The 16,079-nt window shown below is 49.9% G+C and carries 19 protein-coding genes; 10 read left to right on the top strand and 9 right to left on the bottom strand.

Translation table 11 applies throughout. The features are described 5' to 3' along the window. Positions 1–157 precede the first annotated feature (157 nt). A complete protein-coding gene (locus I2B62_RS20785) occupies positions 158–2,032 on the top strand; it encodes a diguanylate cyclase (protein ID WP_195268275.1) in 1,875 nt (624 codons plus the stop codon). Between the two features lie 63 nt (positions 2,033–2,095). On the opposite strand, the gene I2B62_RS07020 is transcribed toward I2B62_RS20785, so the two are convergent. The 3 genes from I2B62_RS07020 to I2B62_RS07030 are packed head-to-tail and all read right to left on the bottom strand — an operon-like array spanning position 2,096 to position 5,000. Continuing rightward, complete coding sequence (locus I2B62_RS07020; RefSeq protein WP_195268276.1) at positions 2,096–2,824, bottom strand: LytTR family DNA-binding domain-containing protein; 729 nt, start codon at positions 2,822–2,824, stop codon at positions 2,096–2,098. Between the two features lie 40 nt (positions 2,825–2,864). Further along, the gene (locus tag I2B62_RS07025; RefSeq protein ID WP_195268277.1) at positions 2,865–4,226 is read right to left on the bottom strand and encodes a sensor histidine kinase; all 1,362 of its coding nucleotides are present in this window, start codon (positions 4,224–4,226) and stop codon (positions 2,865–2,867) included. A 9-nt stretch (positions 4,227–4,235) separates the two neighbouring features. Then, on the bottom strand, positions 4,236–5,000 hold the full coding sequence (locus I2B62_RS07030; protein WP_195268278.1) for a hypothetical protein: 765 nt from the start codon (positions 4,998–5,000) through the stop codon (positions 4,236–4,238). A gap of 272 nt (positions 5,001–5,272) precedes the next feature. Here I2B62_RS07030 and I2B62_RS07035 point away from each other — a divergent pair, with 272 nt between their 5' ends. The 9 genes from I2B62_RS07035 to I2B62_RS20495 all read left to right on the top strand — a co-directional run bounded on the left by I2B62_RS07035 (position 5,273) and on the right by I2B62_RS20495 (position 12,684). Then, positions 5,273–5,689: a hypothetical protein gene (locus I2B62_RS07035; protein WP_195268279.1), complete on the top strand. Its 417-nt coding sequence runs from the start codon at positions 5,273–5,275 to the stop codon at positions 5,687–5,689. 341 nt (positions 5,690–6,030) lie between these two features. Beyond that, a complete protein-coding gene (locus I2B62_RS07040) occupies positions 6,031–6,342 on the top strand; it encodes an STAS domain-containing protein (protein ID WP_195268280.1) in 312 nt (103 codons plus the stop codon). 2 nt (positions 6,343–6,344) lie between these two features. Then, complete coding sequence (locus I2B62_RS07045; RefSeq protein WP_195268281.1) at positions 6,345–6,785, top strand: ATP-binding protein; 441 nt, start codon at positions 6,345–6,347, stop codon at positions 6,783–6,785. Position 6,786: 1 nt separating this feature from the next. Then, positions 6,787–7,539, top strand: coding sequence for a SigB/SigF/SigG family RNA polymerase sigma factor (locus tag I2B62_RS07050; RefSeq protein WP_058695728.1), 753 nt, complete (start codon positions 6,787–6,789; stop codon positions 7,537–7,539). A gap of 207 nt (positions 7,540–7,746) precedes the next feature. Next, positions 7,747–9,831: an elongation factor G gene (fusA, locus tag I2B62_RS07055; RefSeq protein WP_195268282.1), complete on the top strand. Its 2,085-nt coding sequence runs from the start codon at positions 7,747–7,749 to the stop codon at positions 9,829–9,831. Between the two features lie 162 nt (positions 9,832–9,993). Next, the gene (locus tag I2B62_RS07060; RefSeq protein WP_195268283.1) at positions 9,994–10,572 is read left to right on the top strand and encodes a xanthine phosphoribosyltransferase; all 579 of its coding nucleotides are present in this window, start codon (positions 9,994–9,996) and stop codon (positions 10,570–10,572) included. A gap of 24 nt (positions 10,573–10,596) precedes the next feature. Continuing rightward, complete coding sequence (murI, locus tag I2B62_RS07065; RefSeq protein ID WP_195268284.1) at positions 10,597–11,406, top strand: glutamate racemase; 810 nt, start codon at positions 10,597–10,599, stop codon at positions 11,404–11,406. Between the two features lie 29 nt (positions 11,407–11,435). Continuing rightward, complete coding sequence (gene trpS / locus I2B62_RS07070) at positions 11,436–12,440, top strand: tryptophan--tRNA ligase (protein ID WP_195268285.1); 1,005 nt, start codon at positions 11,436–11,438, stop codon at positions 12,438–12,440. Positions 12,441–12,588: 148 nt separating this feature from the next. Next, positions 12,589–12,684 carry a putative holin-like toxin gene (locus I2B62_RS20495; RefSeq protein WP_224168789.1) on the top strand — a complete coding sequence of 32 codons (96 nt, stop codon included), beginning with the start codon at positions 12,589–12,591 and terminating at the stop codon, positions 12,682–12,684. A 145-nt stretch (positions 12,685–12,829) separates the two neighbouring features. Here the strand turns inward: I2B62_RS20495 and I2B62_RS07075 are convergent, their stop codons facing one another. From I2B62_RS07075 to I2B62_RS07100, 6 genes are all read right to left on the bottom strand, one after another. Next, positions 12,830–13,399: a D-Ala-D-Ala carboxypeptidase family metallohydrolase gene (locus tag I2B62_RS07075; RefSeq protein WP_195268286.1), complete on the bottom strand. Its 570-nt coding sequence runs from the start codon at positions 13,397–13,399 to the stop codon at positions 12,830–12,832. A gap of 47 nt (positions 13,400–13,446) precedes the next feature. Further along, positions 13,447–13,689 carry a DUF2922 domain-containing protein gene (locus I2B62_RS07080; RefSeq protein WP_195268287.1) on the bottom strand — a complete coding sequence of 81 codons (243 nt, stop codon included), beginning with the start codon at positions 13,687–13,689 and terminating at the stop codon, positions 13,447–13,449. Between the two features lie 45 nt (positions 13,690–13,734). After that, entirely contained in the window at positions 13,735–13,959 is a 225-nt protein-coding gene (locus I2B62_RS07085) for a DUF1659 domain-containing protein (protein WP_195268288.1), read from the bottom strand. Positions 13,960–14,064: 105 nt separating this feature from the next. Further along, entirely contained in the window at positions 14,065–14,589 is a 525-nt protein-coding gene (locus tag I2B62_RS07090) for a sigma-70 family RNA polymerase sigma factor (protein ID WP_195268289.1), read from the bottom strand. Between the two features lie 73 nt (positions 14,590–14,662). After that, positions 14,663–14,881, bottom strand: coding sequence for a hypothetical protein (locus I2B62_RS07095; protein WP_195268290.1), 219 nt, complete (start codon positions 14,879–14,881; stop codon positions 14,663–14,665). A 160-nt stretch (positions 14,882–15,041) separates the two neighbouring features. Further along, positions 15,042–16,046 carry an IS30 family transposase gene (locus tag I2B62_RS07100; RefSeq protein WP_195268291.1) on the bottom strand — a complete coding sequence of 335 codons (1,005 nt, stop codon included), beginning with the start codon at positions 16,044–16,046 and terminating at the stop codon, positions 15,042–15,044. Positions 16,047–16,079: the final 33 nt, after the last annotated feature.

Raw genomic sequence — 16,079 nt, forward strand, 5'->3', positions numbered from 1 at the left:
GTAACGTTTTGTTACCTGCCGGGGCTTTTTTAGCAGCCGGAAACCCAGAGGCGGCCGGCTTTAAAATAAGTTGTGAGATTATAAAGGGTATGTTACAATAGGGATACTGAATGAACCGCGCTGGCCGGCAGCGTGCTGAAAGCGAACAGGGGGTGTTGTGATCGAAACCGAAGGAAAAAAACGTGTGGTGTCGCTGAGTGTCCGCATTGGGCTGACGTTTTTGATCGCGCTGGGCATTTTGATATTTGCCGCCTATATCGTGCTGTTCCAGAATTTCCAGAATATGCTGACGGATTATACCATCAACCTGATGCAGTCCATGGGCGCCTCCGGAGTGACCACCGTAGAGTCTGAGCTGCGGGCCAACCGGGAGGAAGCTGTGGTGCTTTCCGACGCACTCACACTGTCGGCGGATCAGGGACAGGCAGTGGCCTTTCCCGAAGGGTTTACCCGGTCCGATATACTGCGCATGGTTTATGTGACGGCTACGGGATCCGCGGCGTCGGACGGGCGTGAGCGCGATGTGCGCGGCAGGGCCGATATTGCCCAGGCTTTTGAGGGTGCGTCCGGAATTTACGGGCCGTATTTCAACGAGGAGGGAGAGTATGTGATCTGCTACTCTGCCCCGGTGATCCGCGGCGACGTCATCGTCGGCGTATTGAGTGTGGAAAAGGATGGCTACCACCTCAGTGAGCTCATTGGAAACATTAAATTTGTCCAATCCGGCGAGTCTTACATGATTGACACAAGCGGTACAGACATAGCGGTCAGCAATCAGGAGCACATTGAATGGGTGCAGACCCGGTACAACGCCCGGGAGCTTCTGGCCGAAAAGGAGGACCCGGTTACCCGTTCTATCATGACGCTGGAGCAGAAGGGCCTCGATGGTGAGACCGGCGTGGGCAGTTATGAGTGGGAAGGCAGCCAGTGCTATGTAGCCTATGCACCCATCCCGTCCACGGGCTGGGTGCTGCTGACCGGTGTGCGCGAGGAGGAAATCGCCGCCATGACCCAGTCTACGCTGCACGCCTCCTTTGTCAGGGGACCGGCCTTTGGCGTCTGCATTGCGGTTTTTGCGGTGCTGACCGGTGTGATCATTTTCTGGATTGTCTCCAGCATGCGAAAGAGCGAGGCGATCAATGAGAAGCTGAATACCCTTGCCAGCTACGATGCGCTCACAGGCACCATGAACCGCAACAGCTTTCACGAGGCGCTGAGCCGGCTTGAGAGCGGAGTGGAACAGCCGGCCGCCTGTGTCTATGTCGATGCCAACGGGCTGCACGAGCTCAATAACCGTCTGGGGCACCAGGCAGGTGACGAGATGCTTAAGGCCGTGGCGGATGTATTGCAGGAGGTTTTCACACAATGGGACGTCTACCGTATCGGCGGGGATGAGTTTGTGGTTCTCTGCCTTGCCTGTGAGGAAGCTGACATCCAGAGGAAGGCCGCGCTGGCCAGAGAACGCCTGAGAACGCGTGGGTATGAAATATCCATCGGCTCCGAGTGGCGGGACAGCCCGGCGGATATCAACGCCATCATCAATCTGGCTGAGGCCGCCATGCAGCGCGATAAACGGCTCTATTACCAGAAAAACGGAAAGGAGCGGCAGATGCGTATGCTGAACCAGAAAATGGAACAGCTGGTGACGGAAAAGCAGGATACGGACACATTTCTGTCGGTGCTGGCCCCTGAGTTCAACGGCGTTTATTTTGTGGATCTGGGCAGGGATACGATCCGCCATTTATATATCCCGGTCTACTTTGAAGAAATGCTGAAGGCGTCCGGCGATGTGTTCAGCGCAGCCATGCGGCTGTATGCGCAGCGGATCGCCAGGCCGGAATACCGTCAGCAGCTGGAGCAGTTCTGCCGCTATGAGCTTCTGGAAAAACAGCTGAAGAACAGCGTTACACCAGAGCTGGTTTATCAGCGCATGGATGGCTCCTGGGTGAAGCTGCGGGTTTTGAAGTTTAAGACCTATACGGAAGAGAACCGTGAGACCCTGTGGATTTTCACCAACCTAGAAGGCCATTAAGGGTGCCGGGCGCAAAAGTACAAAAAATGAAAAGGCGATATGTGCACAGACATACCGCCTTTTTTATTTGAGTTGATTGAGCTTTTTAAACTGGTAGTTTCGGTAGTTCGCCACAATCTCCTGGTACACCGATTTGGAAATCGCGATTCTTTCGCCATTGCTCATGATGAAATCCCGGTCCTCCATAAAATCGACCTCGTCCAGATTGACCATGCAGTTGCGGTAACAGCAGATAAAATTGGGGTAGGGCAGGAGCTTTTCAGAAAATGCCTTAAAGGGCATGTAGGTTTTGACGGTTCCTGTTTTGGTATAGATGTAGATATAGTGATTGGAGTAATCGGTATAAAGAATGTTGCGGATCAGAATCTTGATGATTCGGCGGCTATGCTTTACTTCGATATAATGGTTTTTCTCAAGGACAGCGGCACCGCAGCACCGCATGGTTTCGGAGAAGGTGCTGTAATCATAGGGCTTAATGAGATAGTCGGATGCGCGTACCTTATAGCCTGCCAGCGCGTGGGTGTGTTCGGTGCTTGTGGTTGAAAAAATCAGGATGCAGTCCTGGTCGGTTTCCCGTATTTTTCGGGCCAGCTCAATGCCGTCCATACCGTCCATATAGATATCCACAAAAATAAGATCATAAACCTGCGGGATAAAACATGCCAGAAAGTCGCTGGCGCTTTCAAAATTTTTAATGTTTGCGAGGGTTTCGTTTTCGTCACAATACTGCTTCAGATAATCGCAGAGAAGCAGACCATCCTCTTTTAAATCTTCGATAATTGCAATGTTCAAATTGCTGCCTCCTCCTGTTGTGTTAAGATGCAACGCCTTATTATAAACTTTCTCCTGAGAACTGCGGGCTGTTTTCCAGCTCCAGCAGGATCAGCACCTTATAGGTGTTCTTTTCAATTTCCCTGCGGAGCGTGCCGTTATATTTTTTTACGATGCTGTCAATGGATAAAAGACCGATGCCGCCCTCCTGTGCGGCACTGGTAATGCGCTTGGAGGAAAGGCAGTTTCCGTTTTTGTCGTATTGAATTTCGTGGTCAAAGCTGTTTTCAACCATCATACAGAAATCCTTTTTGCTTGTAAAGCTGGCGGTGACATTGATAAAACGGACGCCGCTTTGCTGCCGCTCACAGGCCTCGACCGCGTTTTCAATAAGGTTGCCGAGTAAAACGCACAGGTCGTTTTCGGAATCGGGCAGGGTGTCTGGAATCAGCAGGGCGCTGGAAACCGCGGTGCCGCATTGTTTTGCGCGTTCAAAAAAATGGCAGGCAATGGCGTTGATGGCGCAGTTGTCGCAGAGGATGACATTCTCATCCGGCGCTGCCTCGCGCGTGATCTTTCGCAGGTATCCCCGTGCGCCGTCAGTGTCGTTCTTTTCCAGATAGCCCTCCAGTCCCATGAGATGGTGGCGCAGATCGTGGCGGAGCTTGGAGGTGGCTGCCATATCCCTTTTGATGCGGCGGTACTGGTCTTTTTCCTTTTCCACAAGGAGCGACGCCAGTTCAAGCTGCGCGTGATCCCTGGTCAGCTGGATGATTTCAAGGGCCATCCGGATCACCAGGATGTTGACCGCAAAGATGCCAATGACCCAGGCGATGGAAACCAGAATGCTGAGCTGTGTGAGCTCTTCCGGAAAGGCCTGTCTCTGGAAAACCTTCATGGTCGTGACGAGATAGAAAACAAAGGGAACGCCCCAGAGATAGTTCCAGAACACAGCGGGCATACCGGAGGCCGCCTCAATGAGCCGCTTGATAAACCGCTGCACAAAGAAAACCATGAGCGGCAGGGTGAATGCCAGCACAGACGCGCAGCACAAAAGGAGACGGCCGCTGGCGCCGATGTATGTGAGGGACGCGGACAGTTCACCTGCGAGAATATTGCTGAAAAAAGAAACAATGTGCACATAGCTCTCAAGTACGAAAAAAACAAAGGCGGTTTCGTAAATGGAGGGGCGGAAAACCAGATGGTAGTAAATGAAGATCAGTGCGATCAGCAGCGGCTCCGAAAGCAGTACGGTCGCATGGAGAAGGGTAACGGCCTTGTCCAGAATGATGCTGACGGCCACGGCTGCCACTGTCAGCAGGATTTCTCTTTTGTCGGACAGCCGCAGTTTTTTGTTAAACACATTAAAGCCCAGGCCTGCTATGACAGCAAAGGGAAGGGCAATATTATAAAATAAGTACATAGATACCTCTTATGATTTTGTTTTGCTGGGGTCTGGCTTACGATTGATTTTTTGAGCCAGAGCCCGGTAATCATAAATTCCTGTTGACTGCGCCACGTCGAACAGGGCGCGTTTGTCGAGGATACCGGCGGCGCTGTGAAGGCGGTATTGCTCGCCCGCGGCCAGCCTGTGTGCGGGCCGCGCCAGTTTTTTGTAGAGCCGCCGGATGTAATGGCCGCGCGCAGCCTCATAGTCAAAGCCCTCGGGCAGAACTGTCCACAGCGGTTCAGGGCTGCATTCGCCAATGATGCGCATAACCGCTTCGCTGTTGTCGATGACCGGTACCATGCGGAGCTCACCCGGCATTTCCAGACGGATGAAGTACTGGTGATTAAAACGCACCAGACAGTTCTTTTTCAGATAGAAAAGCTCTTGGCCGACCAGCCCGGTTGACATGCAGAAAATGCGCAGTGTGCCGGGGCTGGGGCTCTGGATATAAGGTGAATCCAGTATAAAGCACCGGCGGTCCTCATCGTAGAGCTTTGCCAGTGCGCTGGCATCCACCATGCGGGTATTTTTACTCAGCTTTGTCCGGCTTTGGAGCCACGGCATTACGTGCACTCTCGCCGCCGCAAGCGTGGTACACCCGTAGTTTTCAGCGATCCATTTGATAAAGCTGACGCAGTGAAGCCGGTAAGTGCGGTAGGTATTGCTGGTTCCGTGAGGATTCAGCCGCTTTTTTAAAATGTTTTCGGTTTCACTTATGAGTGCTTCAAAGCTTTCAGATTGGTTCATTTGATTTTGATTTACTCCATTCTCTATAAAAAGTATACGTTAGTTCTGAATTGACTTCAATCCGCATAACGGTAAAATTAAAAATATTTCAGTAAAAATTGACGATTTCGGTAAAAAAACAGGCGGTTTTGGTCGAAAACAGAGCTTTTTACGCTGCGGATAAAGAGATATTTTACCCTTACTATTGAGGTCGCGTTATTACTGTTAAATCCGTTGAGAAAAAAGAATTAAATGGCTATAATTAAACTATGTCAACGAAGGAGGCGTTATTAATGGAAGGGAAACAATTTTTAAAAATCTCAGGTATTATTTTAGTTATTATTGGTATTGCAGGGCTTGCGCTGGCCTGCTTTGCCTTTGCTGGCGGCGGACTGGCCGCGCTTACCGCAGATGCGAGCGGCGACAGCGCCATCTCAGCGAGTGGAACAACCGCGGTTTTGGGTGGTATTATCATGGTGGTCACCTCACTTTTTAATCTTATTTTTGGCATAATGGCGGTCAAGAACTGTGACAATCCTGCCAAGGCGAGCCTGCTGCGGGTCATGGGAGTCATCCTGTTAATTTTTTCAGTCGCAACCCTGATTATCTACATCAGCGCTGGCATGAGTATTGTGATTGGCTGCATCATTAACCTGATTATCAGCTTTCTCTATTTCTGGGGCGCCCAGAAGAATCTGAAGTCAGCGTAAAATAAGGAAAGATCACATTGGGACGCGGGAAGCGTCCCGCCGGAAACTGGAGACCTGAGTCTTCAGTTTCTTTTTGATTGGCGGGCAGAAAACGCGGCAGAGTCCGGGACGTCACAAAAAGGGCCCCCTGAACGGGCACAGCTTTACATTTAAGGCTTCTCTGTTAGAATTAAAAGCATTATACAGACGGCGTATAAATGTACCCTCAGCCAAAAAAAAGAATTTTTTTTACTTTTTATGTTTCAAAGGTGAGAAATTTGGGTATAATTAGAGCAGTGATGTAGAATGAATGCATTTTAGGGCTGGTGGACAGCCAAACGATGTTCGTTGAGGAGGATATAATGTTTGAAATAAGTGAATTGAAAAATGACCGAGATGGCGTATGTGTTACGGGAGAAGTTGACATCTATACCGCCACGCAGTTTAAGGAACCGATTGAAAAATTAATTCAGGCAGGCACAAAGGAAATCTTTCTGGATTTAACCAATCTGTCTTATATTGACAGCACAGGAATTGGCATTTTAATTGAGCTGCGCAAGGGCAGCATGAGTAAGGGTCTGGACATGACGCTGATCAACCCACAGAAAAATGTTGTTAAGCTGCTGCAGCTGACCGGTGTCGACCAAATATTCAATATTATAGAGGAGAAATAGCAATGAGTGATATGAGTTGCAGTACATGCAGAAGTTTGCAGGGAGAGACCGTTCACATCAGCCTGCCGAGTCTTCCGCAGTTTGTCAGCCTCGCACGCCTGACCGTCGCTTCTGTTGGAAACATCGTCGGCTTTTCGATTGATGTGGTAGAGGACCTGAAGGTGGCCGTTTCTGAGGCCTGCACAAACGCTCTGCGCCATGGCTGTTCAGGTGAACAGTGTTACGATCTGTATTATCAGCTGGAGCAGGACAAGCTTACCATTAAGGTCGAAGACACGGGCGAAGGCTATGAGCCCGAAAGCGTAAGCGAGCCGGAGCTGCCCGGCAACCAGGCAGGCGGTTTCGGCCTGTTTATTATTAAATCGTTGATGGATGAGGTAGAAATCATAAGTAATAAAGGAATGGGTACCAGTATCACGATGGTGAAATACCTGAGGACATGAGATGGAATATCCAAATCAAATGACAAAACAGGAATCAAAAGAGCTGTTTATCGAATACAAGAAAACAGGCGACAAGGAAATTCGTGATCGCCTCATCGAGAATTTCCTATATATTCCTAAATTACTGGTCAAAAAATACGCTTACCGCAGTAACGATGTGGAAGATATTTATCAGGTTGCCTGTCTGGGGCTGATGTACGCAGTCGAACGCTACGACCCGGACAGGGGATTTGAATTTGACACCTTTGCATCACCCACCATCATCGGAGAAATCAAAAAATATTATCGTGACAAGCAGTGGATTATCCGTGTGCCAAGAAGAATCCAGGAGCTTAACCGCGAGATCAACCGGGCGAAGACAACCCTGGAGCACAAGCTTATGAAAACACCGACCATCTCTGAGATTGCGGACTATCTGGAGGTAACTGAAGAAGCTGTGATCGAAGCCATGGAAGGCAATAACGTTTTTTATCCCAAGTCCCTGTCGACTGAATTTGAGAGCAACGCGGATGGTCAGGAAGCAACGCTTTTAGACCTGATCGGCGAAGAGGACGAGCGGATCGAAAACATCGGCAATGTCGAAGACCTCCGCCAGCGCCTGGAAAGCCTGAACCCAGTCGAGCGGATGATCATAGAGGAGCGTTATTATAACGGAAAGACCCAGAAGGAGGTGGCCGCCATTATCGGTAAATCACAGATGACGGTATCCCGTCTGGAAAAGAAGGTTATGGAGAAGCTGAGAGTTGGGCTGTAACCTTAAGAAAAACAAGGCCTGAAGGGGATTTCGGTCCCCTTTTAAAATTTTTTGTAATTCTTTACAAGTTTTAGTGGATAATTTCTGCAAAATATTATAAAATAGTAACATGCAACAAACCAAACGCATTTTCAGGAAAAATAACCTTTTAAAATAATGATTTCGAGAAAATGCAATCACTTAAGAATCTAGCAAGGGGGAAGAAGCATGAAAACGTATCCAACCAAAAACATCAGAAATATCCTTTTTTTAGGACATGGAGGAAGCGGCAAGACAACATTGACAGAGGCGATGGCATTTAACGCAGGTGCCATTGACCGAATGGGCAGAGTTGATGAAGGAAATACCTTATCCGATTTTGATCCGGAAGAAAAGAGAAGAATGTTCTCCATTTCTTCATCCATTATTCCAGTAGAATATGGTGGACACAAAATTAATATCATCGATGTACCCGGTTACTTTGATTTTATCGGGGACGCCTACGCAGCACTGAGAGTCGCAGATGCGGTTGTTATCGTAGTCGATGCTTTAGCCGGCGTACAGGTAGGTACCGAAAAAGCCATTGAGCTGTTGTCAAAGGTTGACGTACCCGCTTTCATTGTGGTCAACAAAATGGACCGCGAAAACGCGACCTTTGCCAAGGTTATGGATAACCTGAAGGAAGCCTTTGGCAATAAGGTCATTCCTTTTGAATTACCCATGGGCGAAGGCGAGGAAATGCGCGGCGTCGTCAACATTGTTGATATGACAGGAAGCGAAAGAAAAGACAACCGCTGCTTTGACGTGGAAGTTCCGGAAGATATGAAGGAAGAGCTGGAGCCTTTCCGTGAAATGATCATGGAATCCGTAGCCCAGACCAGTGAAGACCTGATGGAAAAATACTTTGACGGCGAAGAGCTGACCGAAGACGAAATCCACCACGGTATCCGCACCGGCGTGCTGGACGGCGACCTGATCCCGGTTCTGTGTACCTCCGCAGTACAGAACATCGGCGTTGAAACCCTGGAAAATATGATTATCGCTTATCTGCCGTCTCCGAAGGACGCAAAACCGGTTGTGGGCAAAGACCCAAGAGACGGAAAAGAAGTCGAACGTGCCTGCGGCGCCAGCGAAAGCTTCTCCGCATTGGTATTTAAGACCATTGTTGACCCGTTTGTCGGCAAGCTGTCCATCTTTAAGGTGATGTCCGGTGTGCTTGAGGCCACCACCGAGGTCTATAACTCCACCAAGGAAGCCAAGGAAAAGACCAACCATATATACGTGCTGCGCGGCAATAAGCAGATCGAAATCGAAGCCTTACTGGCAGGCGATATCGGCGCCTTCTCCAAGCTGGGCGTTACCGTTACCGGCGATACCCTGTGCGATCCGAAGGACCCCATCGTCTATGACAAGATCGAATTCCCGAAACCGGTGATCTCGATGGCCATTGAACCTAAAACCAAAGCGGACATCGACAAGCTGTCCACCGGCCTCCACCGTCTGATCGAGGAAGATCCGACCATGAGCTTTAACCGCAATAACGAAACCAAGCAGACACTGCTTTCAGGTCTTGGCGAAATGCACCTGGAAGTTATCTCCAATAAATTACAGCAGAAATTCGGCGTTGGCGTTAACCTGGAACCCATGAAGGTGCCATACCGTGAAACCATCCGTAAATCTGCCAGCGCCCAGGGACGTCATAAGAAACAGTCCGGCGGCAGCGGCCAGTTCGGTGACGTCTGGGTTACCTTTGAACCAGGCGATACCCCGAATGACGATTTTGTCTTTATCGACAAGGTTGTCGGCGGCGCTGTGCCGAGAAACTTTATCCCGCATGTCGAAAAAGGCCTTCAGGATTGTATGAGCGAAGGCGTGCTGGCCGGCTACCCAGTCACCGGCGTAAAGGCCACCCTGTACGACGGCTCTTACCATGCGGTCGACTCGGATGAAATGTCCTTTAAGATGGCGGCTACCCTGGCATACCGTAAAGGGATGAAGGAAGCCTCACCGGTTCTGCTCGAACCCATCTACAAGCTGACCATCACCGTGCCCGAAGAATACATGGGCGATATCATGGGCGACCTCAATAAAAAACGCGGCCGCATCATGGGCATGGAACCCATCGACGGCGGAAAACAGGTCATCACCGCAGAAGCGCCGCTGGCAGAGCTGTTTAAGTATGCCACCGAGCTCCGCTCCATGACCCAGGCCAGAGGCGAATTTGAAATGGAATATGTCCGCTACGAAGAAGCCCCGGCCGTCATCTCCGAAAAAGTCGTCGCCGAAGCCCAGGCAGCGAAGGAAAAGAAGTAAAATTGAAATTTAGATGCAGCGCTGAAAGATGCGCTGCTTTTTTGTTGGAACGAACAATCACCCCTTCACTCTTAGCGGCTTCTATTGTCAAGTATGAAAAAGATTGATATAATAGATAAATATGTAAAAAAGATTTGTTAATCGAGAAAGAGAAAAGGGTAAATGGAATTATTAAAGAATAAAATTTTGAACGATGGGTGCGCGCTTGGACAAGAGATATTGAAGGTGGATTCATTCCTTAATCATCAGCTGGATATCCGGCTTTTTGAAGCCATGGGCGCGGAATTCGCGCGCCGCTTTAAAGATGTCGAGGTCACTAAAATTTTAACCATCGAAACCTCCGGTATTGCCATTGCCGCTGTGGCCGCTAAATATTTTGACTACTGCCCCGTGGTGTTCGGCAAGAAAAACGCGTCCTTAAATTTAGATAAGGACATTTATACCAGTGAGGTTTACTCCTTTACCAAGCAGCAGACCTACCAGATCATGGTTTCAAAAAAATATCTGAATCCCGAGGATAAGGTACTGATCATTGACGATTTCCTGGCAAACGGCAAAGCCGTCGAGGCACTGGAGGAAATTGTAAAGCAGTCCTGCGCCCAGCTGATGGGCGTGGGCATCGCCATTGAAAAAGGCTTCCAGAACGGCGGAAAAGAAATCCGCGCGTCCGGCACACGGCTGGAATCACTGGCCATTGTGGATGAAATGGATGAGGATGGCACCATTATCTTTCGCGATTAATACTTGAATTGAAGGGATAAGCTTATGGGAAACAGCAGTCCAATTGGTTTAATCGACTCAGGAATCGGCGGTTTTACCGTCCTGCGGGAGCTGCAGCGCCAGCTGCCCAGAGAAAACATCGTCTACCTGGGCGATGCCAAACGCATGCCCTACGGAGAACGGGAAAATGAGGAAATCATCGCCTTTGGCAACAGCGATATCCGTTTTCTGGAGAATATGGGCGTTAAGGCCATTCTTCTGGCCTGCAATACCATTTCCTCGCTCATTGACCGGCTCACCGCAAGGGTGCCCTTATTCAGCATTGTGGAGGCTGGCTGCCTGGCCACCATCGACCACCAGCAGGAAGGATCCGTGGGGCTCATCGCCACCACCGCCACGGTCAAAAACGGTACCTATGAGCACATTCTGTCCGGACACACCCAGGCGGTCCGCTATATTACCCAGGGGACCCGCACCCTGGCCAACGTGATCAACAATCACCCGGGTGAGCTGGTGCTGCTGCGCCAGAATATTAAAGAGGCCATCGATCCTATTTTTGAAAGAGAACGGATCAGAGCCCTGCTCTTGGGGTGTACCCACTTTCCCATTGTGCGCAAAACCATTGAGGAGATGTACCCCTGCCTCAGCATCATCGACCCGGCCGACAAGCAGATCACCCTGCTGAAGGAATACCTGAAGAAAAACGACGCCTTTAACGAAAGCCAGTACGATGGCGTGACCCGCATCTGCGCCACCGGCGCGGCAAGGGACTATACGATCTTTGAGAACATGATCGACCAGCTGGCCCTTGGCTGCAATGAGCTGACCCTGGAAAAGCTGGATATTGACGAATAAAACTTTTGAATCCATTAGGAGGAGCATCTATGGAAACACCAGAAAAAAAAATTGTATACAGCGGCATACAGCCGTCCGGAACCTTTACCATCGGCAATTATTTCGGCGCCATGAAGAACTGGGTGCCCATGCAGGAGGCCTATGACTGCCTGTACTGCGTGGTCGATCTGCACGCCATTACCGTGCCGCAGGTTCCAGCGGATTTAAGACGCCGCACCTACGAATCCCTGGCCATTTTGATGGCTGTGGGCATCGATCCGGACAAATCCATCCTGTATGTGCAGTCCCACGTACCAGCCCACACCGAGCTGACCTGGATACTTAACTGCTTCAGCTACATGGGTGAGCTGAGCCGTATGACCCAGTATAAGGACAAATCCAAAAAGCAAGGCAACAACATCCGCGTCGGCCTTTTTGACTACCCGGTTCTGATGGCGGCCGATATCCTGCTGTACCAGTCCGATCTGGTACCAGTCGGCAACGACCAGAAGCAGCATGTCGAGCTGGCAAGAGACATCGCCTCACGGTTTAACCAGCAGTTCAGTCCAACCTTTAAGCTGCCCGAGCCCTATTTTGGCGAAACCGGCGCGCGCATCATGAGCCTACAGGAGCCCGGCAAAAAGATGTCCAAATCCGATGAGAATGTCAACGGCTTTGTGTCGCTTTTGGACGATCCGGACACGATTATCCGCAAATTCAAGCGCGCAGTCACCGATTCCGATACCGAGGTCCGCCACGACCGCGCCAATAAGCCCGGTGTCTCCAACCTGATGGAAATCTATAACTGCACCACTGGCCGCAGCCTCGAAGAAATCCAGAAGGAGTTCGAGGGCAGGGGCTATGGCGATTTCAAGCTGGCCGTTGGCGAAAGCGTGGCCGAAACCCTGCGCCCCATCCAGGCCGAATATAAACGTCTGCTGGCCGATAAGGGCTATCTGGAAAGCGTCATGAAGCAAAACGCCGAGAGAGCCTCAAGGATGGCCTATAAAACCCTCATGAAGGTCCGTAAAAAGGCCGGGTTTATTAATCTGTAAAATAAAAGGAACATACGCCAGAAGCGTATGTTCTTTTTTGTTTTGTATTATATTGGCTTGTATGTTAAAATAAGCAAGAGTAATCGCAATCGGGATAGTGTTGCCTTCGGCCTTTGAATTTAAGATTCGAAGAAAGGAGGCGTTGCTTATGAGTATTTACGAAATGCTATCACTATTGGTAGCAGGCTGTGGGCTCTTAGTAGCGGTTCTTTCTTATCTAAACGATAAAAAGAACAAAAAATAAAAACGACACTACCCCCAAGTTTTGACCGACGAAAGGGTAGTGAAGTCCATCATTACGAGGCAACCGCCTTGCTACGATTACTCTTCTACCCATATTATACCCCGCTGTGCCTGAAAATTCAAGCACAGCGGTTTTCTTTTTAAGGTTATTCCCACAATTCCACATGCACATAGCCGCTCTCGTAATAGGGCAGCACGCCCAGCCCGCAGTTTTCTGCCGTTTCGGCAAGCGTTGCCACCGAAACCCCCGGGCAGTAGAGGTCTGCGGCGTGTCCGCTCAGGTGCCAGGAGTGCGGGATACCGCCCACCTCGGCGTTGCGCTCGGGACAGCGGACGCCAGAGGTGATGATCACGGGCCGGTTAAGCTGGCAGCGCAGGGCCTCGATGCGTTCCAGCAGCTCGGGCGACATCTGCGCCGGCCATCCGTCACAGTAGCCGCCGCAGTCGCAGGCATACTCCGACATCCGAAAATGGCCGGAGGCCTGGGGTTCCCGGTTTTCTGGCGCGTGGGGGATTACGTCCGGCGGGGGATCGTCTGGCGCTGCCTCCTGAGACCCGGGCTCTGGCGTCTCTTCCGCTGTGGGGGGAGCAGCCGTCTGCGGCGGAGATACGTCCGGCGGAGTGACCGCTGCCGGAATGGGCAGTGAGGCGGTAAAGATCAGGCTGACCACGAGGGTGGTGAGGATCAGCGCGCCGCCTGTTTTTTTATAGCGCATACCAAACTCCTTTCAGTAAAAAAAGCGGCCGGCTGGCCGCTTGAAAACTATACTTCCGCATCCACGACGGGAACGTCGGTTTTGGTGGTTTCCACCTTCACGGCCCCGGCGACCTTGACCAGGCCCACGCCGTCCGGAAGAAAAATATCCTGAGCCAGAATAGCCGCTGCGCCGGTCTTGATTTCGGCGTCGGTAATATCCGCTCTGTAATCCGGGATGGTCATATTGTGGGTTTTACCATCGGCCCGTTCATAACTGAGAATTAAATCCTTACTGTTTGTTGCTGCCATGTACAGCACCTCCTTGTTCTTTTAATCTGCTGGCCAAAGTGTGGGTTACACTTCCATCAGTTCCTCAGAAGTAACCTTCTGCTTGCGTTCTATAATGGGCTCCTGCAGTGCCGCGATGGCCTTGGCCGTGGCGTAAAAGGCCTCGTCTGTGACATCCTGGCGCACATCACCGTAGGTTTTCGTCTTTTTCACAATTTTACCCTCGCCGTTATCACCGTAATTCAGGGTGGTTTTCATATCGACGTCAGTAATCTGTTTTTCAATTGCCATTTTCAGTCTCCTTTCGTTTGGGGGATACCTACATAATGCGAAAAAAGACAAACGCCGTTCAGATTTTTTAAAAAAAATAAAAAGCGGCCGAAACCGCTTTTACCTTTAAACAAAATGCGGGCTGTTGAACGCTTTTCTGAGCGCATGCAGCCCGCGCCGGTGCCAGGTGCTTACGGTATTGGGGCTCAGCCCGCGCTGCCTGGCAATTTCGGCCAGAGAGAGGCCCTCAAAGTAATGCGCCACAATAACCAGCCGGTATTGATCGGGCAGCGCCCTTACCAGGTGGCGGAGCTGGTCCGCTGCCTCCCGATGGATGAGTGTATCGTCCGCCTGGGGCGCGTCGTCTGCGATACCGTCGGCCAGAGTTCCGGCATCCGGCGCGTCGGACAAGGCAGCGTCAAGGCTGAGCGGCGTCTCCGGCGCCGGACCTTTATAAAAACGTCCCCTTTCCAGAAAGCAGTAGTTGACCTTCAGCTGCACATATTTGCTGAAATAAATCCCCAGGGAGGCGTCAAAACACCGGATGGCCTCCAGAACGGCCAGACAGCCGTCCTGGTAGGCGTCCTCATAGTGCTCCGGCGCGATGAGACGCTGCATGGATGACAGCACCAGCGCCCGGAAGCGCAGCACAATGGCCTCCTCGGCTCAGCGCTCGCCCTCCTGGGCGCGTTTTACCAGGCTGTTGAGCTCGGTGTATTTTTCGTTACTCACGATCTGCCTCACTTTCAAAAATCACTGCGTCCTCCAGATAAAGGCCGGCAAAATGTCCGGTTACCGCTTCACGAAAGGTGTTGTAGGCGTCCTCGGCCTCCTCCGGCGTGCGCGCCCAGATATCCATATCCACAAGGGCGCCTGCCTGGATGTTAAACAGGCGCCGGCCGGGGATCACTCCGGGTCCTTTGCCATATCGGTTTTGAATCATAAATCACCTCCAGGAATACATAAAAAAGAAAAGTATATTAATTAAGTTTATTATTAAAGGGCGACAAATCAGGGGTTGATTCGGCCTCCTGTTCTTGGATTTTGGCCAAAAGCCTGCCTAAGGTAAATGTCAAGTTTAATTGTCCGGTTTTTTAAAAAACTTATATAAAAATCGCTGAAAGGTATTCCATAAGCAATTCTTTTGAAGAGCGGTAGCCAAGTATCTTCCGGGGAAACTCATTTATTAGCTCTTGAATGTTCTGCAGTTGGGGTTCTGGTAAATGAGAGATACGATATTTTTTATTTACATACCTTCTGACAAAACGATTATAATTTTCGTTGCTTCCACGCTCCCAGGGACTGCCGGGGTGACAAAAGTATAAGGTTGTACGGCGTTTTCCCTGTGAATCAAATTCAATCAATTGATCTTTCAAAAACTCACTACCACAATCAACGGTAATTGTATTGAAGATAAATGGAAAAAGTCGGCCAAATTTTAATTGAAGCTCGTCCAATGCTTCCTTAACCGCTTTTGGTGACTTAGACTTGATTTTTCGGATGAACGAGAATCGGGTTAAACGCTCAGTCATAACTAAAAGGGCTGCGTTATCATCTCGCTTTGATTCGATACAATCCATCTCCCAATTAAAAGGCGTTATACGGGCATTCACAATGTCTGGGCGTTCCTCAATACTGCGGTAGCGTTCGGGTTTATATTTTTCTCGTTTTTCAGGGTCTGGCTTACGACGTTTGATGATGCGTTTAGATTTAATTAAAAGATTTTCGTTGGAGACGTTTTTAAAATAGTTCTTATCTAAAAGGTTATAAATGGTCGTGGTACAAACGCGACGATCAAAAAGTTTCTTGCGTTTCAAAGTTCCGGCAATAGCATCGGGTGACCAGCCATGCAGGATATACTTTTCAATGTATTTTTTTAGATTTTCATCACCGGATACTTTAATTTTGCGCCCCTTATGGTGTTGCCTGTTTTTATACTGTTCGTGTGCTTCTTTGGAAGAATAGTGTCCTTTTTCACAACGTGCCAATTCCCGGCGTATGGTTCTTTCAGATTTACCAAGCATTCCGGCAATACTCCGCTGTGTAAAGCCTGCTTTTGTGTAGGCTTCGATAAATTTACGCTCGTCTATATCTAAGTGTTTAAACATGTTTATCTCTCCTTTTAACCTCAAGATTAAAAT

Source organism: Eubacterium sp. 1001713B170207_170306_E7 (assembly GCF_015547515.1).
Taxonomy (GTDB): Bacteria; Bacillota; Clostridia; order Eubacteriales; family Eubacteriaceae; genus Eubacterium.